General features: G+C 65.4%; 21 protein-coding genes. 15 read left to right on the forward strand and 6 right to left on the reverse strand.

The window, feature by feature from the left end:
• The first annotated feature begins 39 nt into the window (after nt 1-39).
• On the forward strand, nt 40-1,125 hold the full coding sequence (locus JWS13_RS30115) for an ABC transporter ATP-binding protein (protein WP_206009029.1): 1,086 nt from the start codon (nt 40-42) through the stop codon (nt 1,123-1,125).
• Between the two features lie 22 nt (nt 1,126-1,147).
• Here the strand turns inward: JWS13_RS30115 and JWS13_RS30120 are convergent, their stop codons facing one another.
• Together JWS13_RS30120 and JWS13_RS30125 are read right to left on the reverse strand one after the other, a co-directional pair.
• Nucleotides 1,148-1,900 carry an IclR family transcriptional regulator gene (locus JWS13_RS30120; RefSeq protein WP_206009030.1) on the reverse strand — a complete coding sequence of 251 codons (753 nt, stop codon included), beginning with the start codon at nt 1,898-1,900 and terminating at the stop codon, nt 1,148-1,150.
• 77 nt (nt 1,901-1,977) lie between these two features.
• Entirely contained in the window at nt 1,978-3,351 is a 1,374-nt protein-coding gene (locus JWS13_RS30125) for an MFS transporter (protein WP_206009031.1), read from the reverse strand.
• A 372-nt stretch (nt 3,352-3,723) separates the two neighbouring features.
• Between JWS13_RS30125 and JWS13_RS30130 the strand changes: the two genes are divergently transcribed.
• The 7 genes from JWS13_RS30130 (at nt 3,724) to JWS13_RS30160 (ending at nt 11,361) form a co-directional block, all read left to right on the forward strand.
• Nucleotides 3,724-4,839 carry an acyl-CoA dehydrogenase family protein gene (locus JWS13_RS30130; protein ID WP_206009032.1) on the forward strand — a complete coding sequence of 372 codons (1,116 nt, stop codon included), beginning with the start codon at nt 3,724-3,726 and terminating at the stop codon, nt 4,837-4,839.
• 54 nt (nt 4,840-4,893) lie between these two features.
• Nucleotides 4,894-5,778: an isocitrate lyase/PEP mutase family protein gene (locus JWS13_RS30135; RefSeq protein WP_206009033.1), complete on the forward strand. Its 885-nt coding sequence runs from the start codon at nt 4,894-4,896 to the stop codon at nt 5,776-5,778.
• 266 nt (nt 5,779-6,044) lie between these two features.
• A complete protein-coding gene (locus JWS13_RS30140; RefSeq protein ID WP_206009034.1) occupies nt 6,045-7,289 on the forward strand; it encodes a cytochrome P450 in 1,245 nt (414 codons plus the stop codon).
• A 44-nt stretch (nt 7,290-7,333) separates the two neighbouring features.
• Nucleotides 7,334-8,569, forward strand: coding sequence for an NAD(P)/FAD-dependent oxidoreductase (locus JWS13_RS30145; RefSeq protein WP_206009035.1), 1,236 nt, complete (start codon nt 7,334-7,336; stop codon nt 8,567-8,569).
• Between the two features lie 14 nt (nt 8,570-8,583).
• Complete coding sequence (locus JWS13_RS30150) at nt 8,584-8,955, forward strand: 2Fe-2S iron-sulfur cluster-binding protein (RefSeq protein WP_206009036.1); 372 nt, start codon at nt 8,584-8,586, stop codon at nt 8,953-8,955.
• Nucleotides 8,956-9,026: 71 nt separating this feature from the next.
• Nucleotides 9,027-9,797, forward strand: a complete 771-nt coding sequence (locus JWS13_RS30155) for an SDR family NAD(P)-dependent oxidoreductase (RefSeq protein ID WP_061042879.1) — start codon at nt 9,027-9,029, stop codon at nt 9,795-9,797.
• A gap of 94 nt (nt 9,798-9,891) precedes the next feature.
• Nucleotides 9,892-11,361 (forward strand): NAD-dependent succinate-semialdehyde dehydrogenase, encoded by a 1,470-nt coding sequence (locus JWS13_RS30160; protein ID WP_206009037.1) that lies wholly within the window; start codon nt 9,892-9,894, stop codon nt 11,359-11,361.
• A gap of 67 nt (nt 11,362-11,428) precedes the next feature.
• Here JWS13_RS30160 and JWS13_RS30165 read toward each other — a convergent pair whose 3' ends face one another.
• The 3 genes from JWS13_RS30165 to JWS13_RS30175 all read right to left on the reverse strand — a co-directional run bounded on the left by JWS13_RS30165 (nt 11,429) and on the right by JWS13_RS30175 (nt 14,604).
• Entirely contained in the window at nt 11,429-12,205 is a 777-nt protein-coding gene (locus JWS13_RS30165) for a FadR/GntR family transcriptional regulator (protein WP_206009038.1), read from the reverse strand.
• Nucleotides 12,206-12,352: 147 nt separating this feature from the next.
• Nucleotides 12,353-12,967 carry a PaaI family thioesterase gene (locus JWS13_RS30170; protein ID WP_206009039.1) on the reverse strand — a complete coding sequence of 205 codons (615 nt, stop codon included), beginning with the start codon at nt 12,965-12,967 and terminating at the stop codon, nt 12,353-12,355.
• 11 nt (nt 12,968-12,978) lie between these two features.
• Nucleotides 12,979-14,604 (reverse strand): FAD-dependent oxidoreductase, encoded by a 1,626-nt coding sequence (locus tag JWS13_RS30175; protein ID WP_206009040.1) that lies wholly within the window; start codon nt 14,602-14,604, stop codon nt 12,979-12,981.
• A gap of 201 nt (nt 14,605-14,805) precedes the next feature.
• Here JWS13_RS30175 and JWS13_RS30180 point away from each other — a divergent pair, with 201 nt between their 5' ends.
• The 3 genes from JWS13_RS30180 to JWS13_RS30190 are packed head-to-tail and all read left to right on the forward strand — an operon-like array spanning nt 14,806 to nt 17,913.
• Nucleotides 14,806-15,879 carry a cupin domain-containing protein gene (locus JWS13_RS30180; protein ID WP_206009041.1) on the forward strand — a complete coding sequence of 358 codons (1,074 nt, stop codon included), beginning with the start codon at nt 14,806-14,808 and terminating at the stop codon, nt 15,877-15,879.
• Nucleotides 15,876-16,757 (forward strand): fumarylacetoacetate hydrolase family protein, encoded by an 882-nt coding sequence (locus JWS13_RS30185; RefSeq protein WP_206009042.1) that lies wholly within the window; start codon nt 15,876-15,878, stop codon nt 16,755-16,757. Before JWS13_RS30180 ends, JWS13_RS30185 begins: the two co-directional genes overlap by 4 nt.
• A 16-nt stretch (nt 16,758-16,773) precedes the next feature.
• The gene (locus JWS13_RS30190; RefSeq protein WP_206009043.1) at nt 16,774-17,913 is read left to right on the forward strand and encodes a 2-methylaconitate cis-trans isomerase PrpF family protein; all 1,140 of its coding nucleotides are present in this window, start codon (nt 16,774-16,776) and stop codon (nt 17,911-17,913) included.
• Between the two features lie 82 nt (nt 17,914-17,995).
• Here the strand turns inward: JWS13_RS30190 and JWS13_RS30195 are convergent, their stop codons facing one another.
• Nucleotides 17,996-18,742, reverse strand: coding sequence for a dienelactone hydrolase family protein (locus tag JWS13_RS30195; RefSeq protein WP_241032395.1), 747 nt, complete (start codon nt 18,740-18,742; stop codon nt 17,996-17,998).
• Nucleotides 18,743-18,934: 192 nt separating this feature from the next.
• On the opposite strand from JWS13_RS30195, the gene JWS13_RS30200 reads away from it, so the two are divergent.
• From JWS13_RS30200 to JWS13_RS30215, 4 genes are read left to right on the forward strand one after another with little or no spacing between them, the layout of a single operon-like run.
• Nucleotides 18,935-20,188: a CaiB/BaiF CoA transferase family protein gene (locus JWS13_RS30200; RefSeq protein ID WP_206009045.1), complete on the forward strand. Its 1,254-nt coding sequence runs from the start codon at nt 18,935-18,937 to the stop codon at nt 20,186-20,188.
• Nucleotides 20,189-20,208: 20 nt separating this feature from the next.
• On the forward strand, nt 20,209-21,579 hold the full coding sequence (locus JWS13_RS30205) for an MFS transporter (protein WP_206009046.1): 1,371 nt from the start codon (nt 20,209-20,211) through the stop codon (nt 21,577-21,579).
• Nucleotides 21,572-23,086 carry an aldehyde dehydrogenase gene (locus tag JWS13_RS30210; RefSeq protein ID WP_206009047.1) on the forward strand — a complete coding sequence of 505 codons (1,515 nt, stop codon included), beginning with the start codon at nt 21,572-21,574 and terminating at the stop codon, nt 23,084-23,086. Before JWS13_RS30205 ends, JWS13_RS30210 begins: the two co-directional genes overlap by 8 nt.
• Nucleotides 23,083-23,574, forward strand: a complete 492-nt coding sequence (locus JWS13_RS30215) for a nuclear transport factor 2 family protein (RefSeq protein ID WP_206009048.1) — start codon at nt 23,083-23,085, stop codon at nt 23,572-23,574. Before JWS13_RS30210 ends, JWS13_RS30215 begins: the two co-directional genes overlap by 4 nt.
• Nucleotides 23,575-23,655: the final 81 nt, after the last annotated feature.

Below are 23,655 nucleotides of genomic sequence, written 5' to 3' on the forward strand. Positions count from 1 at the left end.
CCACTTCCCCCGACTTCGGTACCCACCAGAGGAGCAATCATGGCTGACATCGCGTACAAGGGCGCATCCTGCATCTACGAGAACGCCGACACGCTGGCGGTCGATACGCTCGACCTCGAGATCGAAGACGGCGAGTTCATCGTCCTCGTCGGACCGTCCGGTTCCGGCAAGAGCACGGCGCTGCGGATGCTCGCCGGCCTCGAGGACATCGACGAGGGCACCATCACCATCAACGGCAAGGACATGGTGGAGGTGCCGTCGAAGGACCGCGACATCGCGATGGTGTTCCAGAACTACGCCCTTTACCCGAACAAGACGGTGGGCGAGAACATGGGCTTCGCGCTGAAGATGCGCGGGGTCGGCGTCGAGGAACGCAAGAAGAAGGTGGCCGAGGCGGCCAAACTCCTCGACCTCACCGACTACCTGGACCGCAAGCCCGGCAAGCTGTCCGGTGGTCAGCGTCAGCGTGTCGCGATGGGACGCGCAATCGTGCGCGAACCGCAGGTGTTCTGCATGGACGAGCCACTGTCCAACCTCGACGCCAAACTCCGCGTCCAGACCCGCACCCAGATCGCGGCACTGCAGCGCCGGCTCGGCACCACCACCGTCTACGTCACCCACGACCAGGTCGAGGCCATGACCATGGGCGACCGGGTGGCCGTCCTCAAGGACGGTAAGCTGCAGCAGTTCTCGGCGCCCACCGAGCTGTACGACCGGCCCACCAACGCCTTCGTGGCCGGCTTCATCGGTTCTCCCGCGATGAACCTGATGACCATGCCCATCGTCAGCGGCGGTGTGCGGCTCGGAAACTCGACGCTCCCGCTCGAACGCGACCAGCTGTCGACGCTGCACGCGGCAGGCCTGGAGACCGTGACGGTCGGTGTGCGCCCCGAGCAGCTCGAACTGTCGACCGGGGACGGCGGCATCGAGGTGATCGTCGACCTCGTCGAGGAACTCGGGAGCGAATCCTACGTCCACACCCACATCGCCGGGGACGGCACCCAACTCGTCGCCCGGTCCCTGACCCGCACCCCCGCCCGGCTCGCCGACACCGTCTCACTGCGCAAGCGAGACGGAGCGGTGCACCTGTTCCACCCGGAGACGGGGGATCGGATCGGGGACTAGAGTCCGGGGATCCGCCCGCGGGTCAGTGGGGGCCGGTCAGGGTCCGGCTGATTCCCGCGGCGGCGGTGCGCATCGCCGCCAACTGGGACTGGGGGCTCTCGTCACGGCTGCGGTACACGATGCTGAGGGACGCGACGACCTCGTGCTTTCGGCCGAAGACGGGGACGGCAACTCCCGTCCACCCCGGTCTGCCGTAACCGTCCGCGTAGACGAAGTGTCGTTGCCGGATGTCGGCGAGGAGTCGGCGAAGCTGGTCCGGGTTGGTCACGGTGTTGTCGGTGAGCCGCTCGAGGGGCCGGGACAACACTTCGTTCTGGAACTCCTGAGAGGCGAAGGCGAGGAGGACCAGCCCGGACGATGATGCGTGCAGAAGGTGGCGTTCAGCGATGCGTCCGGCCTCCAGGGTCGTCTGGGCCGGTGCGAGTCGCTCGAGGAAGAGCGCTGTTTCGCCGTCCAGCACGGCGAGGGTGACGACCTCGTGGACTGCGCTTTGCAGATCGACCATGAAGGGCAGGGCGGCGTCGCGGAGTCCGACCCCCCGATTGCCGTGGGAGGCGAGTTCCCACAGATGCAACCCGATCTTGATGTCCTTGTCGGGTGCACGGTCGAGGAGGCCGTACTTCACCATTTCCGTGACGAGCCGGTACGTGGTGGGAATGGGCAGTCCGGCGCGGTGAGCGAGGGTACTGAGCGGCATCGACTCGTTGTCCCGGTCGAATGCTTCCAGCACCCTCGTCACGCGGCTGATCAGGGATTCACCCTCGGTACTTGACACAGCGATCCACCTCGGGCGCTCGCAGCCCGCTTTGTGAACGATTGCCACTGCGTAGGGCTGATCCGATCATTCTTCGTTCATCGAGTCGGCTCCGCCTCCGCTACCTCTCGCTCCGTCATATCGAGTTCGATGCCGTCGTCTTCGGACAATACTGCCATCTCGCTGGCATTCGGAAGGCCGAGCCAGCCGACGAAGAATCCACCGATCGCGCAGATCATCACGTAGAAGGCCGGTGCGGTGGGGGAGAACTCGGAGGCCAGCCACGTGGCGACCAGCGGGGCTGTGCCGCCGAAGATCGTGAAGGCGAGAGCATAGGGGAGAGCACTCGCGCTGGCTCGGATGTCGACGGGAAAGAGTTCGACGACGGCGAGGCCTCCGGTAATCATGGTCGAGAACTGCAGTGTGGCAAAGATCGTGAGCCCGATGGTCGCGACGACGAACCCATGGCCCGCCATGACGAAGGTGGGGTAACTCCAGACCAATATCCCGGCAGCGAGGATCATCGCGAAGTGTTTTCTGCTGATCCGATCGGCGAGGCGACCGATCGGAAACATCGCTGCACACGCAATGCCGAGTGCGATGACGATGATGGCGAACGCGCTGGTCTTGCTGTGGCCCTCGAAGTGCATCAAGTTGGTTGCCATGTATGCGACGGTGATGTAGCCGATGGTGGCCTTGAAGGCTACCCAGAGGAAGAGGACCAACATCTTGACCTTGGCCACGCGGAACGCCTGGACGAGCGGGGAGCGGTGGTTCTTCTCATCGCTCCTGATCACCGAGGATACCTCGGCAGCCGCCTTGTAGACGTCGGCGTCGTCTACCTTCATCCGCAGGATGAGTCCCACGATGCCGAGCGGGATCGCGAGGATGAACGGCACGCGCCACATCCATGCGTTGAGTACTTCGGTGGACACCAGAGAGCTGATGATCATTGCGATGAGCGATGCGGCAGCACTGGCACCGATAGTGGACGAGACGAGAGGCGCGGTGTTGCGGGCGCGGCTCGCCACGGGAGAATGCTCCACGACGAGAACGAAGGCCGTGGTCGACTCACCTCCGGTCGAGAAGCCTTGCAGTAGCCGGCAGAGCAGGAGCAGTACCGGTGCAAGAATTCCTACCGTCGAGTAGGTCGGCAGCATGCCGATGACCGCAGTCGCGAGACTCATCATGAGAATCGAGCTGATGAGGACGGTCTTGCGTCCCCACCGGTCTCCGATGTGCCCGAAGACGATCGCACCGAGAGGCCGGACGACGAACGACACCCCGAAGAGCGCGAAGGTCGACAGCAGACCGACCACGGGGTCCACTTCGGGGAAGAACAGCTGGGCGATGGTGACGGCGAAGAAGCCGTAGAGCGCGTTGTCGAAGTACTCGATGAAGTTGCCGATCGCTCCGGCTCGACGCACGGTGCGGATATCGGTGGGCGGTCGGTGGTCGATGGGGGATGCCATGTGCCAACACCTCGTTCGGGGACAGGTGGGTGGGAGAAAGCCTGCGGTCATGATCGGAAGGGCGCGCCAATACTCGATCACGAGCGGTTGGGCGTGCGTGAACGCGAGTTCTGCGGGCGTCGGCCTGCGGTATGACCGCTGTCACATCTAAGCCGCGTCTTCTCGCGAAAGTCAAGAGCTGTGAATCACCGCGTCTGTGCGAGATGGGTCGGAGACCGAAATGTGCGTTCGCTCTATTTGCCTGCGCAGGTGCGAATTTCCCAAGTGTGTACACAGTGTCGGCGACTCCCGGGGTTGACCGAACCGATGACCAGATCTACCTTAAGGTAGAACCATTTATCACGAGCTGGGAATCGAGAGAGGCCGACTGTCGTGGCATCCGTATTTGGCGAGGAACAGAACGAACTCCGGCGGGTAGTCCGGCGGTTCTTCGAAGAGAAGTCCAGCGAGGACGAGGTCCGGCGTCTCATGGAGACCGACGACGGTTACGACCGCCGGGTGTGGGCGCAGATGGCCGGGCAACTCGGTCTGCAAGGCCTCGCCATACCCGAGCAGTACGGCGGGTCGGGCTTCACGCAGCTCGAAATGTCGATCGTGCTCGAGGAAATGGGACGCGCTCTGGTGTGTGCCCCTGTTCTGTCGTCGGCCGTGCTCGCAGCGAACCTACTGCTCGAATCCGGTGACGAGGAGGCCAAGACCCGCCTGCTCCCCGTGATTGCCGACGGTTCGGTGATCGCGACGGTCGCGTTGGCGGAGAGCTCCGGGCGGTGGGACGGCGATGGTATCGCGATCACAGCCGAGCGGGACGCAACCGGGTGGGCAGTGACCGGTGAGAAGCTTTTCGTTCTCGACGGCGGAACCGCCGACGTCGTACTGGTCGTGGCCCGAACAGACCTGGGACTGTCGTTGTTCGAGGTGAGTGCCGGTTCGGCGGGGCTCACGGTGCGGCCGATGGACACCATGGACCGCACGCGTAAGCAATCGACGATGGTGTTCTCCCGGACGCCGGCCCGGCTGATCGGCGCCGAGGGCGGAGCGGCAATCGGCGTCGAACGCATGCTCGACCTCGCAGCGGTCGCGGTCGCCGCCGAGGACGTCGGAGGCGCCTTGCGGCAGGTCGAACTGGCCGCCGAGTATGCGCGCACGCGTTCCCAATTCGGCAAGGTCATCGGCAGTTATCAGGCGATCAAGCAGAAACTTGCCGACATGCTGCTCTCGGTGGAGCTGTCGAAGGCGGCCGCCTACCGGGTCGCGCAGGTCGCCGTCGACGATCCCGCCACCCTTGCGGTCGAGGCGGGCATGGCGAAGGCGCTGTGCGCCGAGACGTATGTACAGGTTGCCTACGACACCATTCAGATCCACGGGGGCATCGGCTTCACCTGGGAGCACCCCGCGCACCTGTATTTCCGGCGCGCGAAGAGTAATGCGTCGCTGTTCGGCACGCCCGCGCACCATCGCGAGCTGGTCGCACAGCGGATGGGTCTGTGAGCTGCGACGAGAGACGTCGCGCCCTGATTTCGACGACACGAAGGAATTCGACAAATGGCTGAAACGACAACACAGCTCCTGCGGCGGCGGATCACGACGGGCCCGCTTCTCGTGGTTCCCGGCGCCGCGAACGCCCTGACCGCGCGACTCGTCGAGGAGGTCGGGTTCGAAGCGGTGTACGTGACGGGCGCGGGAATTGCGAATACCTTTCTGGGTCTTCCCGACATCGGGTTGGTGACATTGACCGAGCTGACCGCGCACGTTGCCGCGATCCGCGACGCGACCGACCTGCCGCTGATCGTCGACGCGGACACCGGGTTCGGGAACGCTGTCAGCGTGCGGCGGACCGTTCGTGACCTCGAGCGGGCAGGGGCGGACGGAATCCAGCTCGAAGACCAGCTGTTTCCGAAGCGCTGCGGTCATTTCGGCGGAAAGCAGCTGGTCGGCACCGAGGAAATGGTGCAGAAGATACACGCGGCCGTCGACGCGCGGCGCGACGACGACCTCGTGATCGTGGCACGAACCGATGCTCGCGCGACCGAGGGTTTCGACGCCGCGATCGACCGTGCCGCCGCGTATCGGGAGGCAGGCGCTGACGTCACGTTCGTCGAGGCGCCGCAGACGGTCGAGGAAGTGCACGCCGTGCCGGAGCGTCTGGCGTGCCCACAGCTGGTGAACTTCGTGGAAGGCGGGAAGACGCCCTTCGTGCCACTCGACGACCTGACGGGGTATTCCATCGCGCTGTTCGCGAACGCTGCGTTACAAGGAGCGATCAAGGGCACCCTGCAGGTGCTCGACGGACTGCGGGCGACTGGATCATTGGACGCCGTCGCCCACCAGCTCACGGGCTGGCAGGAGCGCCAGCGGCTCGTCGCGAAACCCTTCTACGACGCGTTGGAGGAGCGTTACGCGACGAGGTCTGCCGCCGTCTCGAGCTGACCGGAACGGTAGCCCTGCACATCGAATAGTTCGCACTACACCGGACCGCCGGGGCACTGCCTCGGCGGGATTCGGCGTGCCAAAATAGACCGCTGACCAGCACTTTTGCGGATATTTTCACTGAGTGAAAACGCTATTTGTGTCGCCGGTCACGCTTGCCAGTATTGAGACACGACTTTTGACGACCACCCGCCGCAGCGGCGCACAAGCGAAAGACGCTGCAATGACGGGCTATTCATTCTGCCTACCCCGAGGGAAGGACCACGATGCCGACAGGCTTGGAGAACCCCACACTTCCGCGGTACTCGCACGAACTCGACTGGCCGGACGGACTCGCGCCGTATCGGATCATCGACGAGGAGGGAACCCAGGGCGAGCCCTACGCGCACTACGCGTGGATGAGGAAGAACGCTCCCGTGCTGCGCGTCCGGCACGACGGGGGCGACGTCTGGATGGTGGCGCGGCACGAGGACGTGCGCCGGGCGATGCGGAAGCCGAAAGTCTTCCGCTCCCAGGTCAACGACGAGCAGCCGCTCGCGTTCCTGACCTTGATCGATGCCCCCGACCACACTCGTCTCCGCAAGGTCGTGGCCGCCGCCTTCACCCCGAAGGCGATTGCAGCCGTGGAGGACCGAGTCCGGGAGGTTGCAGCCGACAAGCTGGACGAGTTGATCGCGTCCGGCGGTGGCGAGGTGGTCGAGAACTATGCGCGACCGTTGACCATGGCGACGATCAGCGGGATCCTCGATGTGCCCATCGACGACCTCGCGAAGGTCGAACTGTGGTCGGACAAGATGTTCGTGTATTTCGCTCGGCTGTCCCGCAGCGCCCCGGGCGATGACGACGACGAGGCCTACACGCTGCAGTTCTTCGACTACCTCCGCGACAATTTGCTGCGTCTCTACGATATCCGCAGCGAATCGGTGGGTGGGCACATCGCCCGGATGTGGAAGGACGACGGACTGCTGTCGGAGAAGGAGGCCACCGAGCTGTGCGGGTTCATCTTCGTCTCCGGTTTCGAAACGACCATGCGGTTGATCGGCGGAGGATTCCGAGAGCTGAGCTACAACCCCGACCTCCTCGGTCGCCTACGCGAGAACCCCGGAGATGCCGAGCGTTTCGTCGAGGAGCTCGTGCGGATGCGCGGACCGGTTCACCGTGCGGTCAGGCGAACGACGGAGGTCACCGAGATCGCAGGCGTCACCATTCCCGCCGACTCGATCGTCAGACTGCTCATCGCCTCGGCCAACCGCGACGACACCGTGTGGTCGCATGCGGACATCTTCGACATCGATCGTGATACCGAGGGCCACTTCGGGTTCGGCTACGGCGTGCACAGCTGCCTCGGTGCGCCCCTTGCACGGTTGGAAACGCGAGTGACGGCGGAGCTGCTCGGGCAGAAGGTTCGGTCCGTGTCGTTCGACGAGCCCAACGATCTCGTGTTCTTGAAGGGCAACAGCATGACGACCGGTCCGGAGACGCTGCGCGTGGACCTGATCGCCCAGTCGTAGTGGCGGTGCGTCCGTTCGGACCACCGAGTAGAGAGGAGTGCGCGGTGTCGGATAAACCGGTCATCATCATCGGTTCGGGGCATGCCGGGGTCCAGGCGGCCGCCCGCTTGGCCGAACTACGCTGGGACGGGGGAATCGTCCTCGTCGACCAGGAGGAGACCGCGCCGTACGAGCGGCCCCCGTTGTCGAAGGAGATGCTGAAGTCGGCGGATCCGACCGCCCTGAGCCTGCTGCGCAAGGACACGTTCTACAGGGACAACAACATCGAACGGATCAGCGGCCGCCCGGTGCGGACAATCGACCGGGCCGCCCGGCAGATCGAACTCGCCGGCGGGGTGCGGCATTCCTACCACCGGCTCATCATCGCCACCGGCTCGACTCCGCGCCGGCTCGATGTGCCCGGAGCCGACCTGCCGGGCGTTCACACCCTCAGCTCACACGCGGACGCTCTCGCCCTGCAGAAGGCGCTGACCGCTGGAAGCCGAGTGACGATCGTCGGGGCCGGCTACATCGGCCTCGAGGTGGCGGCAGCCGCCGCCGCGCGTGGATGCGACGTGACGATCGTCGAATTCCGGGACCGGGTCCTCAGCCGCGTGACGTCCGAGATCGTGTCCCGCCACTTCGAGTCGTTGCACAGGAGCAACGGAGCGCGTTTCGTCTTCGGTGCCGGCGTTCGGGCGTTCGAGGGCGACGGCCGGGTGCAGCGCGTAGTCACCTCCGACGGAACGTCATTGGACACGGACATCGTCGTCGTCGGCGTCGGCGTGGTTCCGAACCAGCAGCTGGCGGCAGATGCGGGTATCGCTTGCGACGATGGGATTCTGGTGAACCCCCACTGCCAGACCTCGGACCCCGAGGTGTACGCCATCGGGGATGTCGCGCGTTGTCTGCGCGACGGCGAGCCCCGGGGGCAGCGGCTCGAAAGCGTACAGAATGCCGTCGCCCAGGCGATCACCGCGACGAACCACGTCGTCTCGCAGTCATGTGAGGTCAAGACGGAAGTTCCCTGGTTCTGGACGGTCCAGCACGGTACCCGCCTGCAAACGGCGGGCCTGCGACATGAGAGCGACGACATCGTGGTGCGGGGCAGCGCATTGGCAGGCAAGTTCTCCGTGCTGTACCTGCGAGAGGGGAGACTCGCCGCCATCGACACGGTCGATGCGCTCAAGGACTTCGTTCCGGCGAAGAAGCTGATCGCGGCGGGCGCAGCACTCGACCCGGCCCGCGCCGCCGACCCTTCGATCAAATTAGCCCAATCACAGACCGATATTGCTCAGTGAGCGAGGTAACCGAAATGACCGACATCCGCCGTGCCGACGTCCTCGATCCCGAGGCGCCCGATACTGCCGACCCGCGCATCGTGGTCATCGATCGCGACGGCGAACATCACCGACTCGACTGGGAGCCGGACCAGTCGCTGATGGAGGTGCTGAGAGACAACGGTCTCCCGATCCTCGCGTCGTGCGGCGGAACGGCGTCGTGCGCCACCTGCCACGTGTTCCTGGACCCGCGAGTCACGGCGGAACTCGGGGAACGCTGCGAAGACGAGCAGGAACTGCTGGAAGAGACCGAGAGTTTCGACACCGCGAGATCGCGGTTGTCGTGTCAGGTCGAACGGTCGACGGCGCTGGACGGAATCACCGTTACCCTCGCTCCCGAAGAGTGACCGGTCCAGGACCCAATCACCCGCCGTGCAATCAAATCACCAACGTACAGAGAAGAACTGAGGTTTCGAGAATGCGACTACCGAACAAGCGCACGATCATCACTGCCGCTGCATCCGGCATGGGCAAGGCCGGCGTCGAACTGTTCGCCCGTGAGGGCGCGGCCGTCGCCGCGATCGACCGCGACGAGAAGGCGCTCAAAGAGGTCGTGGAAGCAGTCAATGCCAGCGGTGGGAAGGCGGCCGGCTTCGTCGCCGACCTGTCCGACAACAACGCCGTGCGCGAGTCGTTCGCGGAAGCGACGCGCTGGCTCGGGGGTCTCGATGTGCTGTGGAGCCACGCGGGAATCCCCGCTCCCTCGGAAGTCGAGAACCTCGACCTCGACGCGTACCAGCGCGCAGCGCAGCTGAACGTCACCCAGTCGACACTGCTCGCCAGCGAGGCCGTCACGGTGATGCGCGCGCAGCAGGGTGGATCCATCGTCTTCACCGCGTCGTCGTCCGGACTCGTCGGCTCCGCGCAGAGCCCGCTGTACTCCCTCTTCAAGGCCGGAATCGTGGGGCTGACACGGGGTCTGGCCGTCAGGTACGCCACGGACGGTATCCGGGTGAACGCCGTGTGTCCGGGCATGGTGGCAACACCCATGCTCTACAACGACTTCATGACCTCCGACCCCCGGTTCACGGTCGAGGAGACCGAGCAGAGGTTCGTTTCCGCGATTCCGATGGGCCGCCCGGGTCAACCGCACGAGATCGCCCATGCGGCCTTGTGGTTGGCGTCCGACGACTCCTCGTTCGTCACCGGTGTGCCCCTGCCGGTGGACGGTGGCCTGGTGGCCCGCTGACCCGAGCGCACTCTGCCCCCATGCTGCCAGGGCGTGGGGCTGTCGATCCGTAGACCGCATCGCTCTCGATGCGACATGAAGGAGAAGTCATTCGATGACGATCACAGTGGAACAGGAACAAGCCGGTATCGCCGCGGTGCCGAAAGAGTTGTTCATCGGTGGGCAGTGGGTCCCGGCGACGGGCGGCGCCACCCTGGACGTATTCGACCCGTCGACCGGGCAGGTACTCTGCCAGGTCGCCGACGCCTCGGCCGAAGACGCGATGCGCGCACTCGACGTCGCCGTCGCGACGCAGCCGTCGTTCGCGGCCACCACGGCGCGGCACCGCTCGGACATCCTCCGGAAGACCTATGAGTTGATGCTCGAACGCGCCGACGAACTGGCCCTCATCATGACCCTCGAAGCGGGGAAGCCGATCGACGAGGCCAAGGCCGAGATTACCCTGGCCGCAGACTTCGTCCGCCACTTCTCCGAAGAAGCCGTACGGGTGACGGGGAACTACCAGGTCAACCCGGCCGGGGGTGGGCGGATGATCGTCACGCGCCAGCCCATCGGTCCGGCGATCCTGGTCGCACCGTGGAACTTCCCGATGTCCATGGGCGCGAGGAAGATCGCGCCGGCCATCGCCGCCGGATGCACCTGTGTCGTCAAGCCGGCCAGTGAAACCCCGCTGACGATGTTCGCGCTCGCCCAGTTGTTCCACGAGGCCGGCGTGCCCGACGGTGCGGTCAACGTCGTCACGACGAAGTCGCCGCGCGAGGTCATCGAGCCGCTGATCCGATCGGGCAAGGCGCGGAAGTTGTCCTTCACCGGATCGACGAGCGTCGGCGTCCACCTGCTCGAACAGGCCGCGCAAAAGGTCCTGAAGACGTCGATGGAACTCGGCGGCAACGCGCCGTTCATCGTCTTCGACGACGCCGACATCGAGAATGCTCTCGACAGTCTCATGCTGACGAAGATGCGCAACGCCGGCGAAACCTGCACGGCCGCAAACAGAATCTACGTGCACCGTTCGGTGATGGACACCTTCGCCGTCAAACTCGCCGATCGGATGTCGGGATTCTTCCTGGGTCGGGGCGTCGAGGAAGGTGTCACCTTGGGTCCTCTCATCAACGAGAAGCAGCAGACACTTGTCGACGACCTCGTCCGGGATGCCGTCCAAGCCGGTGCCGAACTGGTCCTCGGTGGCAAGCGCCCGGATCGCCCCGGCTACTTCTTCGAACCCACCGTGTTGCGGGATGTCCCCGCAACGGCCAGGGTCACGCGGGAGGAGATCTTCGGCCCCGTGGCGCCGCTGATTCCCTTCGACACAGAGGAAGAGGTGATCGCATACGCCAACGACACCGACTACGGCCTCGTGTCCTACATCTTCACCGAGGACCTGCGACGCGCGATCCGGGTGGCGGAAGCAATGGAGTCGGGAATGGTGGGTCTGAACCAGGGCTCGGTGTCGAACTCGGCCGCGCCGTTCGGTGGGGCGAAGATGTCGGGACTGGGTCGTGAGGGAGGCAGCGAAGGCCTCGACGAGTTCCTGGAGACGAAGTTCATCGCCATGCAATTGTGAGTCGGCCGCTCCACGCACAACTCGAGACCCACCCGCGACCGAGCGGGGTGGGTCTCGAGTTGTGTTGTCAGCTCGACGCGTCGAGTTCGAGTTCTTTCGCCTTCTCGGCCTCGACCAGGACTTTCTCGAGCCGTTTCAGGTGTCGGGAAATTTCCGCGATCGCCTTGTCGGCGTCCCGAGCGCGCAGATGGTTGAGGATGCGCCGGCGGACTTTTCCGATGTCCTTGCTGGGCTTGGGGCCGGCTCGATTGAGCCGCAGGTACACAATCTGGGACAGCGAATCGGTCAGCATGACCAGCACCTCGTTGTGCGTGGCACTGGCGAGGATGTGGTAGAACTCCATGATCTGTGCGGTTCGCTCGAGACCGGCCTCGGTCTTGGACTGCTGCTCGGTGAACGTGATGTCCTCATCGAGCTTCTGGAAGTCCTCTTCGGTGGCGCGCTCGCAGGCCATCCGGATGATGTCGGACGTGAGGATGATTCGCGCCTCGAGAACACTCGCGTGGGACAGGCCTCCGAGCGAGGCCAGATTGGTCATCGCCCGGGACACGACGGTGGGGTCGCCGGTGCGGATGAACACGCCGCCGGTCACCCCGAGTCGCGACTCGACCAGTCCCGATGCTTCGAGAGCACGCAGCGCCTCGCGCACACTCTGCCGGGCGATCCCGAAGATCTGAGCCATCTCGCGCTCGGCGGGAAGTCGGTCGCCCGGCTTGAGCTGCCCTTCGGCGACCGCGCCGCTGATCTGCTCGTAGATGTACTCGAACCCCCGGCGTGTCTGGACCTTGGTGAAGATCGGCGAGCCTTCGGCTTGGCGTTGGAACAGGGCAGCGGACTCAGTCATGTTCCCATCCTCGATTAAGTGGACCGAATGTTTTGACCATTGATCTGATTCTACCGACCCGTATGGTCGCGCGGACCGAGCCCCGGCCCGGCACCGTGCAGTTTCCTGACGGTGCGGAACCGGGGCTCGGCAGTGAGGTCGACGCTGTCATGTCCGAGGGCGGGGAGACACCCACAGACCCTCGCCGCGGACACAGACGACGTCCCCGGCCTTGATCTCGCCCGCTGCAAACGTCTTGCGGCCGTCGATCTCGGTGACCCGCCCCGTCATCGTCAGCTCCGTCCCGATGGGGAGAGCCTGCTCGTAGGTGATCGTGAGACTGCGCGTGAAGCTGACCGAGTCGAGACGGCTGCGGACGGCGTGCCACAGCACATGATCGAGCAGGACGGCCGCGTAGCCGCCGTGCACGCGTCCCCGCGGACCCTGGTATGGGAGCGACAGGGTGGTGGTCATCTCGACGACATCACCGTCGTGCTCGATGGTGACCAGGGGCGCGAGCGGATTGCGCCGGCTAGTGACCGGGTTCGTGTTGATCGTCGTATACCCCTTGGGGCTGACGAAGGGAGGGTCGGAGGGTGCGTCGGCCGTGTCGAGGAACGACGGATCCGACAATGCGGCCCGCAGACCGTCCACCTCCTGCGCGACGAGGTCGCGCAGGTCGTCGCCGGTGCGGTCGAGAAGGCCGGACGCCAGCCGGCGGCAGACGTCGGCGGTGAACTCGGCCAGCGTGCTGTCCGCTCGAGATTCGACGAGGTCGCTCATCTGGTCGCTCCTCATTGCAGCACCAGCGCATGCTCGCGGCGTCCGGATACGCGGGTGAGGAGCGCTTCCGGGTCCTCGACGATGGTGTCGCCACGCCAGGAGACCTGACCGTCGGGGCGCACGAGTACCAGCGCTCGCTCGTACAACTCCGATGCCACGGGGTCGTCGATGTCGACGACCCGCAGTGGGACACCGGCCCGATCGGCGGCGGCCTGCAACGGTGCCGAGTCCGCTGAGGGGTCGAAGCGGAGCAGAACGAATCCGGGGCCGAATTCGTCGAGGATCGATCGTGACGCGTCCAACCAGACGTGTGGCGCCCGGGATCCCGGGCGGGCGGAGGGCGCATAGCTGGACACCTGCATCGCCGGGAGCGGTGTTCCGTCCGGGACGATCACCGGGGACCCGTCGTACACGTAGCCGAGATGGATGCCGATGCTGTGCCACTCGCGCTTCATCATCTCGGTGTAGTGGTCGCCGAAGGCCTTTCGCGCCGCCCGGGTCTCCGGGGTGTCGTCGGGCGCGAAGATCCTCTGGTCGGGTGTCGTCAGACGCGGTTCGAGCATCCTTCTCAGGTTGTCGCCGGCCTCCGTGATGTTGCGGACCGCGACCGGACGCTGTTCGAGTTCGTAACTGTCGAGCAACTCCTCGCCGCCCCAGCCCTGCAGTCGAGCGGCGAGTTTCCACGACAGATTGACGGCGTCGAGGATCCCGGTGTTCATGCCGAACCCCCCGGTCGGGGATGTGAGGTGGGCGGCGTCGCCGGCGATGAACACGCGTCCCTTGCGGTAGTTGTCCGCGACCAGTTGCCGCCGGACCCACGGAAGCATCGACAGGATCTCGAAGTCGAACTCGCGGCCGACGGCACGGACGATCGCTGCGCGCATCTCCTCTTCGCTGACCTCGCGCTGCGTGCCGTCACCGATCAGGGAGAAGCGCCACTGATCGCGCCCGTCGATCGCGACGAGGGTGGCCCACGTGCCCTCCGGTCCGATGAAAATGTAGCGGTATGCCGGCGCCGTCGTGTGCAGGCTCGGAAGACCGGTGCACCTGATGATCGCATTGGACGTGTACGTCAGCGCGCCGTCGCCGCTCATCGCGATGTCGAGCGCCGTGCGTACGGTGCTGTCGCCACCGTCGGTACCCACGAGGTAGTCGGCGTCGATGTCGTAGACCTCGCCGGTCTCGCGCGCTTCGACCGTTGCGGTGACGTGGTCACCGTGGTCGACGAACGAGAGCAACCGGGTGCGGTACCGGATGTCCGCGTGCCCGGTGCTGTTCGCGAAGCGGGTGAGGACCGGATCGAAGAAGTTCTGTGGACAGCGCTCCCGGTGCTGGGGGCTCTGAGCAGGGGACCGTTCGTCCTGTGGCGCGGCAAACGCCTCGCGGCCGAACTCGAACCCGTTGAGGTTCGTCACCCACGCGCAGTCCTGCACCTGGGCGCGGTTGTACCCGGCGGACTCCACATCGTCCACGATGCCCCAGCGTCGGCAGAACTCCATGGTGCGAATACCGACCATGTCCATCTTGGGCTGGAAAACGGAACCGTCGCGGGCCTCGACCAGGACGGTGTCGATACCCCGCCAGCCGAGATCGCCTGCGAGGGACAACCCCACGGGGCCGCCTCCGACAATCAACACGGGAACTCGTTTCGCCATGTGTCAACCCTTTCTTGTTAAGTGCGCGTCGTGAATTCGCTTGCGTAGCGAAAGATCGGCGACTGAGTCCGAGTATGGTAGAACCATTTGGTCACGTCAAGAGAGCTGTTGTGAAACGACGTCGACCGCATTACCATCCAAAATGGTTCTACCAATACGTGCCGATGTCGCGAGGAGAACACCATGACGCACTCTCACACTGCCGTCGCCGGCGACGCCGACGAACGTCGTCGCCTGCGCGCAACCCTGGCGGAAGCCGGACTCCGGATCCAGCAGCCCGACGACCCGCCGCTCTTCACCCCGGCGCCCCAGTCGTCGATGCAGCCGATGCACTGGCGGTGGGCGGATCTGCTCGGCTATCTCGAGGAACTCGGCCGCGTGCTCGACCTGCGACCGGGAGGTGACCGCCGGACTCTTCGGCTGGCCAATCCCGGCCTCGAATACGGAACGACACCCACCTTCTGGGCGTCGATCCAGTACATCCGCCCCGGTGAGGTCGCCACCGCGCACCGTCACACACCGGACGCGTTCCGCTTCGTCATGCACGGGAGTGGGTGCAGCACCACCGTCGACGGTGAGAACTACGAGATGAACGCCGGAGACCTGGTGTTGACGCCCGGGTGGGCCTGGCACGACCACGTGCACGCCGGTGACGAACCGATGATCTGGCTCGACGTCCTCGATGTGTCCCTCATGCGGAACCTGCACAACATCTTCTTCCAGCCCTACCCGGAAGAGACGCAGCCCGTCAGCCGTCAGCCGCAGAAGTCGTGGCAGGAGTACGGCTCCGGCATTCTCCGACCGGTCGGACCGGCACCGAGACCGGCCGTCAACCCTCTGCTCGTCTACCCGAAAGACCAAACCGATATCGCGCTCGGCCGCGCACGGGGCCTCGACCCCGATCCTGCCGACGACGTCATCCTCGAATACCAGAATCCCACCGACGGCGGAGCGGCGTTGCCGTCGATGTCGATGAAAATTCAGATATTGCGCCCGGGCTTCTCCGGTGTGACCCACCGGCACAGCGGAAGCAAGGTCTACTGGGTGGTGGAGGGCGCCGGGACGACCGTCGTCAACGGCAGGCAGTTCGACTGGAACGCAGGCGACTTCCTGGCGATCCCGCCGTGGGCGGCGGTCCGGCACCTGAACGCACACTCCACCGAGGCGCGACTCTTCCGCGTCGACGACAGCCCGGTTCTCCGATATCTCAATGCGTACCACGAAGAGACGGTGCCGGAAACACAGGAGACACGATGAAACTGGCGAGCTTCGACGACTACCGCATCGGAATCGTCGCGGGGGACGACCTCCGCGACATCACCTCTCTGATCCCCGCGGAGTTCGACACCTGGCCGGAGCAGCGGATGAACTGGGTGATCCGGAACTGGCCCACGATCGCCGACAGACTGACGGACGTAGATGCGCTACCGACCGTGTCGATCGCGACCGTCACACTGCGGGGGGCCAACCCCGCTCCGTCACAGGTGTTCGCGATCCCGGCCAACTATCACGCGCACATCGGAGAGATCGGGGAACGTGCGATCACCAAGGGCGGACGCACGGCCCGCGAGACCGGATTCTTTCTCAAGGCCGCCGGCTCGGTGAGCGGCGCCGGCGAGCCGATCGCATTGCCGCCCGGCTCCACCAGGCGCTTCGACCACGAATGCGAACTGGGCGTCATCATCGGCAGGCACGGACGCAACGTGCCACGGGAGGAGGCCATGAAGTACGTCTTCGGGTATGCGTGTCTGATCGACCTGACGATGCGAATCGAACCGGGCCAGTTCGAGGAGGACCGGTCGCTGCGGAAGTCGTTCCGCAGCTTCACCCCGCTCGGTCCGTATCTGGTCACCGCGGACGAAGTGCCACCCCTCGACACACTGGGTTCCCGGCTGTCCGTCAACGGGGAACTGCGGCAGCAGGCAAGGCTGAAAGACATGATCATGCCGATCGCCGAATCGATCGAATTCATCTCGTCCGTCGTCGACCTGCAGCCCGGCGACGTCATCGCGAGCGGCACCCCCAAGGGCGTCGGCCCGGTCGCCGCCGGGGACGTCGTCACGATCGCGATCGATTCCGTCGGTGAAATGTCGATCGCCGTGGGGGAGTCCGAGCTCGCCCCCCGGCCGTTCTGAGTGAGGGGCCACCTGGATGTACACCGATTACCGCGCCGCCTTCATACGCGGCGGCACCAGCAAGGCACTGGTCTTCCACGAGCGCGACCTACCGGCGGATCGGGCACAGCGTGATGCCATCTTCCTTCGCGCGATGGGAAGCCCCGACCCCCACGGACGCCAACTCGACGGAATGGGCGGCGGATTGTCGTCGCTGTCGAAGGTATGCATCGTCGGGCCGCCGTCGATCGAGGGGGCGGACGTCGACTACACGTTCGCGCAAATCCAGATCGACCGGCGGGCGGTCGACTACGTCGGCAACTGCGGCAACATGGCATCGGCGATCGGCCCGTTCGCCGTGGACGAGGGCCTCGTGGCCGCCGAGGACGGCAACACCACCGTTCGGATACACAACGTCAACACCCGCAAGGTCATTGCATCGTCGTTCGATGTCGAGGCGGGCCGGGCGATCGAGCAGGGCGACTACACGATCCACGGTGTGGCGGGGGCCGGGGCGCCCATCCGATTGGACTTCCTCGACCCCGGCGGCGCGGGTACCGGTTCGCTCCTCCCCACCGGGCACACGACCGACGCCCTGGTCGTGGACGGCGCGCCGGCACTGTCGGCGAGTCTGGTCGACGCGGGCAACCCGGTGGTGTTCGTCGACGCGGCCGCGGTGGGACTGGACGGCACGGAACTGCCCGAGACGATCGACGCCGATGATCGGCTGATGACCCGGTTGGAGGCGATCCGCCGCGCCGGATCGGTGCGCATGGGCCTCGCGGCCGACGAGCAGTCGGCCGCGCAGAACCGGATGACCCCGTTCATCGCCCTGGTCGCCGCGCCCCAGTCGTACACGACGCTCGCCGGCGACCGAGTCGACGAGAGCGTCGTCGATCTGACCGTGCGCTTCCTGTCCAACGGGAAGGCTCATCGGGCGCTACCGCTGACAGGGGCGCTGTGCGCGGCGGTTGCGGCGCGACTGCCCGATTCGGCGGTTCACCGCCACGCGCGGACACCGCGGGACGGAGCGCCGATCCGGCTGGGCTCGCCTTCCGGAATCCTCGAGGTGAATGCCTCGGTTGCCGACAAGGGCCCGAACGCCCCGGTGTGGTGTGAGTTCGCAACGATCTACCGGACAACTAGGCGACTGTTCACGGGATGGGTGCGAGCCTAGCGGGCGCTCCGATCGCACCCGCGACCGATACGGAAAGGCCGCGGTGTCAGCGACTGTCACTGCACACCGCGGCCTTTGGGGGCTACACCGCCGGTTCGCGCAGACGGGCGGAAACGCGGAGGAAATCGAGCGTCTGCGGCCACGACATCGCCCACGCATCGGCGTTGACCTGCTCGTTGTGCCGTCGGGAATCACTGAACCCGTGCTTGGCTCGCGGATACAGATGGACGATCGTCGGTGCGTCGGTGTCCCTGCCCTGCAACGCCGCCTGCAGGCTCAGGAAGTTCTCGCGGGGGACCAGCGAATCCTTGCCCGGGTAGTGCACCATCACCGGGGCCGGGATGTCCGCTGCCGCCGCGACGGCGTCGATGCTGTGATGAGGCTGAATCTCGCCCGGCAGGGTGGGATGGTAGGCGACCACACTCTCGATTCGCGGATCGCGGGCGCCGAGAATCAGCGCGAATCGACCACCGAGGCACCACCCGATCACGCCCACGGACGAGACGCCGTGTTCGGTCGTCAGGTAGTCGACGAGCCGCTGCTGTTCGTCGAGCACCGTCGCATCGTCGAGCTGTGCGTGCAGCTCGTGCAGTTCCTCGAAGGGGGTGTCGTCGGAACTCTTCCCGTGCCACGGATCCCACGTGAGAGCGATCGCCCCTGTCTCGCCGGCGATCAGTTCCGCGAATTCCCGGACCTGTTCTCCGATCCCGGTAATCATCGGCAGCAGGAGCACAGCCGGGGCATTTCCGGAGGTTGCGTCTGCCGGTGTCACGAGATGTGCCCGAAGTCCGTCGACGGTGACGAATCGACTGTCGAAGTTGTGTGCCACGTATGTCTCCTCTCGCCCGCTGGTTGGCGCAGGCTGCGTGCGGTGTGGGTCGTGCGGTGAGGCCGCCCGGAAACTGCTGGTTGACAGACCTCGCGGAGTCGCCTCTAATGGTTCTACCATATGTCGCGCCTCGTTGTTGCGCATTCTCACCCGCGACCGGCGGCGCTTCCTCAACGATCTGTAGGGGTATCGATGACCATTTCGTCAGACCGCGACCACAACCCGCTCGGCGGACGAACCGAACGATCAGAAGGCCGACTTCCACTGTCCGGAGTGCGAATTGTCGATCTGTCACAAATCGGAGCCGGACCGTACGGCACATCGCTTCTCGGTGATCTCGGCGCCGACGTCGTGAAGGTCGAGCCGCTCCAGGGAGACAGCTTCCGGTACGTCGACAGCGCCTTCGATCACGGCGAGAGCGCGTACTTCTTCGGCGTCAACCGCAGCAAGCGATCCATCGCCCTCGACCTGAAGAGCCGCGAGGGGCTCGAAGTACTCGAGCGGTTGGTCCGCGACGCCGACGTGTTCGTCGTGGCATTTCGCCCGGACGCGGTGAAGCGGATGGGAATCGACTACGACACGCTACGGAAGATCAACGACCGCCTGATCTACTGTTCCATCACCGCATTCGGTGAAAGCGGCCCGCGCGCGGATCAGCCGGGCATGGACATTCTCGCCCAGGCGCTGAGCGGCATGATGGGTGTGACCGGTGAGGTGGGCGGCGGTCCGGTGAAGGTGGGCGTCCCCATCGCCGACTTCGTCGGATCGTTCTTCGTCGGATTCGGCGTGTGCGCGGCGTTGCGGCTGCGCGATCAGACCGGCGTGGGCGACAAGATCAGCATCAATCTCCTCGATGGCCAGGTGGCGGCGTTCGCGAACTACATCACCGCCTACGACAAGACGCGCGTGCCGTTCAGGCCGCAGGGTGGCGGGCACCCCCAGTTGGTGCCCTACCAGCCCTTCCTCGGTTCGGACGACAAGCACTTCATCCTGGCGGTGCTCAACGACAAGTTCTGGAACAAGCTGGTCCCGATGCTCGACGAGTACGACGACTTCCGAGACCCCGCCTACACCACCAACACCCAGCGGATCGAGAACAGGGACGAGCTGTGCGGGCGGCTCCAGACCATCTTCAGCAAGCATCCGGCCGAGTACTGGCTGCGAAAGCTCGAGGAGGCGGGGGTGCCCTGCGGTCCGATCCACCGGCTCGAGGACGCTCTCGAAGACCCGCAGGTGCTTGCGAATCAGGCGGTCACCGAGCTGACCCACCCCGAGTACGGCACCTACAAGGTGCCGAACAATCCCATCCGGTTCGAGAATGCCGCCACCGGTCCGTGGGGATACGCACCGCGGCTCGGCGAGCACACCGACGAGATCCTCGGAGAAGTGGGCTACCACGAGAACGAGATTCAGGCTCTGCGTGACAACGGAATTCTGGCATCGTAGACCGAGAAACGGAGAAGCACGTGAGCGTTGAGACGACACCGGCAACGACAGATGCCAAACGAATCCGAGCGCGGGCGACGCGAGCGGGAGCGGTCGGCAATTTCATCGAGTTCTACGACTTCACCCTCTACGGGTTCTTTGCGATCATCATCTCGCAGCAGTTCTTTCCCGACTACAGCAGCCAGGCGGCACTTCTCGCGACATTCGGTGTATACGGTGGTGCCTTCGTCATGCGGCCGGTCGGCGCCATCGTCTTCGGCCATGTCGGGGATCGGTGGGGTCGTAAGCGGGCGCTGCTGATCGCCGTCGTGCTGATGAGTGCGTCGACCGCCATGATCGGTCTCCTCCCGTCGTACGCACTGATCGGCGTCGCCGCACCGGCCCTGCTGCTCGCCTGCCGACTGATGCAGGCCTTCTCGGCCGGCGGCGAGCAGAGCGGAGCGTACGTCCTCGTCATCGAGCACTCACCCGTCGCCGAACGCGGCCGGAACGGGTCGTGGCTGGTCGTTTCGGTCATGGCCGGCGTCGCGAGCGGCGCGATCGTCGCCCTCGTCATGAACTTCGTGACGACGGCCGATCAAATGCAGTCGTGGGGGTGGCGGATCCCGTTCCTGATCGGCGCGCCACTCGGCGTCCTCGGCCTGGTCCTTCGGCTGAAGCTGCAGGAATCGGAGGCCTTCACCGCGGCGTCCGCGGAGGTCGCCAAGCAGGTCGGCCGACACGTTCCCCTCGTCCAGGCCTTTCGTACGGTCAAGAAGGAGATGCTGACGCTGTTCGCGTGGGTGGGACTGGTCTCGCTCGCCGGCTACATGCTGATCGGCTTCATGACCACCCTCATGGTCAAATTCGAGGGGTACTCGATGACCACCGCTTTGCTCGTCATGGTGCTCGGGTTCCTGATCGCCGCGCCCTTCGTGATGGTCCTGTGCCGGTGGTCGGACACCGTGACACGGAAGCGGTTCGCGATCACCCTCGCCGCCGGACTCGCCGTCTGGACCGTTCCCGCCTTCGCCCTGATCGGCCACGGACCGGTATTCGCCACCATCGCAATAGCCGGGTACACGACGCTCCTGTACCCGATGAACCTCGCCGCGGGCTTCGCGGTCGTCGAACTGTTCCCCGTCGACGTCCGCGCGTCGGCCAGCGCCCTGCCCTACCAACTCGGTTTTGCCCTGTTCGGCGGTACCGCGTCCCTCATCGCCACCTGGCTGGTCACGAACTTCTCGGCCCTCGCACCCGCCTACTACGTGACGGCGGTCGCGGTCATCGAAATATTTGTGGCGTGGTTCTGGCTTCCCAACGCGCGGGAGATGACGGTGGTCACCGAGTCCGATGCCGGAGTGCGGTCACTGCCCACGACCTCCCCCGATCTCAGGAGTGACAATGCGTAGTACATCAGTGCCGATCGCACATCCCGACAGCTTGTTCGTCAACGGGAAATGGGTCCGCCCCGAAAGCGGCGGAGGCATCGACGTCATCGATCCGTCGACGGAGAAGGTCTACGTGCGCGTGGCGGATGCGACCGAGGCCGACATCGACCGTGCGGTCGCCGCGGCGCGGGCCGCCTTCGACGACGGTCCGTGGCCACGACTGACCCACGACGAGCGGGCGGGATACCTGCGAGCGATGGGCGCTGCGCTACGCGCTCGGGTCGACGACATCGCGCAGATCTGGCCGAGCGAAATGGGCAGCACTCATGCGGTCGCCCATGCGTTCGCCGGCACCATCGGCGATGTCTACGACTACTACGCCGACCTCGCCGGCACGTTCTCTTTCGAGGAGCGGTTCGACGATCCGCCGGGAGGTGGTCGTCTCGCGCTGCTGGTCCGGGAGCCGGTGGGTGTCGTGGGTGCGATCGTCCCGTGGAACGCGGCGATCAACATCATGGCGTACAAGATCGCACCCGCCCTGCTGGCCGGCTGCACGGTGGTCCTGAAGTCGTCGCCGGAGGCACCCGGCGCGGGGTACGTCATGGCGGAGATCGCCGAACAGATCGGATTGCCACCGGGCGTTCTCAACGTCGTGACCGCCGACCGCGGTCCCTCGGAGCGGCTGGTGCGTCACCCGGGCGTCGACAAGATCACGTTCACGGGTTCGCTGGCGGCCGGACGGCGAATCGCCGGGATCGCCGCCGACCGGATCGCGCGAATCACCCTGGAACTCGGCGGGAAGTCGGCCGCTGTCGTGCTCGACGACTACGACGTCGCGACCGCAGCCGCCGATATCGCCGCATACGCCTGCTTCCTGACCGGTCAGGTGTGCTCCGCGTTGTCGAGGGTCATCGTGACCCGTGGCCGACACGACGAACTCGTCGACGCACTGGCCGCGGAGTTCGCGGGTGTGACCGTCGGTGACCCGTTCGATGCGGCCACCGGCATGGGGCCGATCGCCACTCGGCGCCAGCTCGAGAAGGTGGAACGGTACGTCCACACCGGCGTCGCAGAAGGAGCGCGACTGGCGTTCGGCGGCGGCCGGCCCGCCGGTCTCACGCGGGGCTGGTTCTTCGAACCCACGGTCCTCGCGGAGGTGGACAACGCCGCGACGGTCGCCCGCGAGGAAATCTTCGGGCCCGTTCTCAGCGTCATCGCGGCCGACAACGAGGAGCACGCGCTCGAGCTTGCCAACGACACGGATTTCGGCCTCAACAACTCGGTTTTCACGCACGACCCGGATCGGGCCTACGCCGTTGCGCGACGTCTTCGATCGGGCACTGTCGGGCACAACGTGTTTCGCAGCGACATGCGGATCGGCTTCGGCGGTTTCAAGCAGTCGGGAATCGGCCGCGAAGGCGGCGTCGACGGGCTGCGGCCCTTCCTGGAGAACAAGACCGTCATCCTCGACGCGGTTCCGGCACACATTCCGACACTCGACCCAGCCGACGACGGGAGCACCAGATGACCACGGTAGTGAACGGTGTGACGCTCACATCGGAGCCCCTCGCGCGAAACGATCGCGCGCGCAGCAATATCGACGTCGTCATCGAGTTCTTCTCGCTCTATCTCAGGGACAAGGAACGGTTCTACGCGCTGTGGGTCGAGGACGAGCCCGAGGTTCTGACGCCGTATGTGGCGAACGATGTGGCGACATGCCAGATCGGGTCGCACCGTGGATGGACGGCGGTCAGGGCGTTCTGGGATCCGATTCACGACGACATGCAGGGACGCTTCGATTGGTACATCGACGGCATCATCCCGGGTGAGGATCCGGACGTCGTCGTGGTGCGCTCGCACAGCGACGTCGATGTGCGGACTCGCGGAGTCTGGGGCGACAAGCACCTCAGCTACCAGGGGAGATATGTCCAGATCTTTCGCTTCGAGGACGGCAGGGTGAAGTCGTTCGAGGAGTACTACGACACCGCGCAACTGAACGCTGTCTACGGGGCGTAGGCGCCAGGAGCGCCTCGTCCGAAATGCCCGGCCGTGCATTGACAAGGAATGCCCGCCGCGGTAACAATTGGTAGAACCATT

Source organism: Rhodococcus pseudokoreensis (assembly GCF_017068395.1).
Taxonomy (GTDB): domain Bacteria; phylum Actinomycetota; class Actinomycetes; order Mycobacteriales; family Mycobacteriaceae; genus Rhodococcus_F; species Rhodococcus_F pseudokoreensis.

What these genes read in the sequence shown, in the direction of transcription:
- JWS13_RS30180 (WP_206009041.1), top strand. Translation starts at nt 14,806, where the DNA reads ATGACGCACTCTCACACTGCCGTCGCCGGCGACGCCGACGAACGTCGT.
- JWS13_RS30215 (WP_206009048.1), top strand. Translation starts at nt 23,083, where the DNA reads ATGACCACGGTAGTGAACGGTGTGACGCTCACATCGGAGCCCCTCGCG.
- JWS13_RS30135 (WP_206009033.1), top strand. Translation starts at nt 4,894, where the DNA reads ATGGCTGAAACGACAACACAGCTCCTGCGGCGGCGGATCACGACGGGC.
- JWS13_RS30185 (WP_206009042.1), top strand. Translation starts at nt 15,876, where the DNA reads ATGAAACTGGCGAGCTTCGACGACTACCGCATCGGAATCGTCGCGGGG.
- JWS13_RS30210 (WP_206009047.1), top strand. Translation starts at nt 21,572, where the DNA reads ATGCGTAGTACATCAGTGCCGATCGCACATCCCGACAGCTTGTTCGTC.
- JWS13_RS30150 (WP_206009036.1), top strand. Translation starts at nt 8,584, where the DNA reads ATGACCGACATCCGCCGTGCCGACGTCCTCGATCCCGAGGCGCCCGAT.
- JWS13_RS30165 (WP_206009038.1), bottom strand. Translation starts at nt 12,205, where the DNA reads ATGACTGAGTCCGCTGCCCTGTTCCAACGCCAAGCCGAAGGCTCGCCG.
- JWS13_RS30190 (WP_206009043.1), top strand. Translation starts at nt 16,774, where the DNA reads ATGTACACCGATTACCGCGCCGCCTTCATACGCGGCGGCACCAGCAAG.
- JWS13_RS30115 (WP_206009029.1), top strand. Translation starts at nt 40, where the DNA reads ATGGCTGACATCGCGTACAAGGGCGCATCCTGCATCTACGAGAACGCC.
- JWS13_RS30160 (WP_206009037.1), top strand. Translation starts at nt 9,892, where the DNA reads ATGACGATCACAGTGGAACAGGAACAAGCCGGTATCGCCGCGGTGCCG.
- JWS13_RS30140 (WP_206009034.1), top strand. Translation starts at nt 6,045, where the DNA reads ATGCCGACAGGCTTGGAGAACCCCACACTTCCGCGGTACTCGCACGAA.
- JWS13_RS30155 (WP_061042879.1), top strand. Translation starts at nt 9,027, where the DNA reads ATGCGACTACCGAACAAGCGCACGATCATCACTGCCGCTGCATCCGGC.
- JWS13_RS30170 (WP_206009039.1), bottom strand. Translation starts at nt 12,967, where the DNA reads ATGAGCGACCTCGTCGAATCTCGAGCGGACAGCACGCTGGCCGAGTTC.
- JWS13_RS30200 (WP_206009045.1), top strand. Translation starts at nt 18,935, where the DNA reads ATGACCATTTCGTCAGACCGCGACCACAACCCGCTCGGCGGACGAACC.
- JWS13_RS30125 (WP_206009031.1), bottom strand. Translation starts at nt 3,351, where the DNA reads ATGGCATCCCCCATCGACCACCGACCGCCCACCGATATCCGCACCGTG.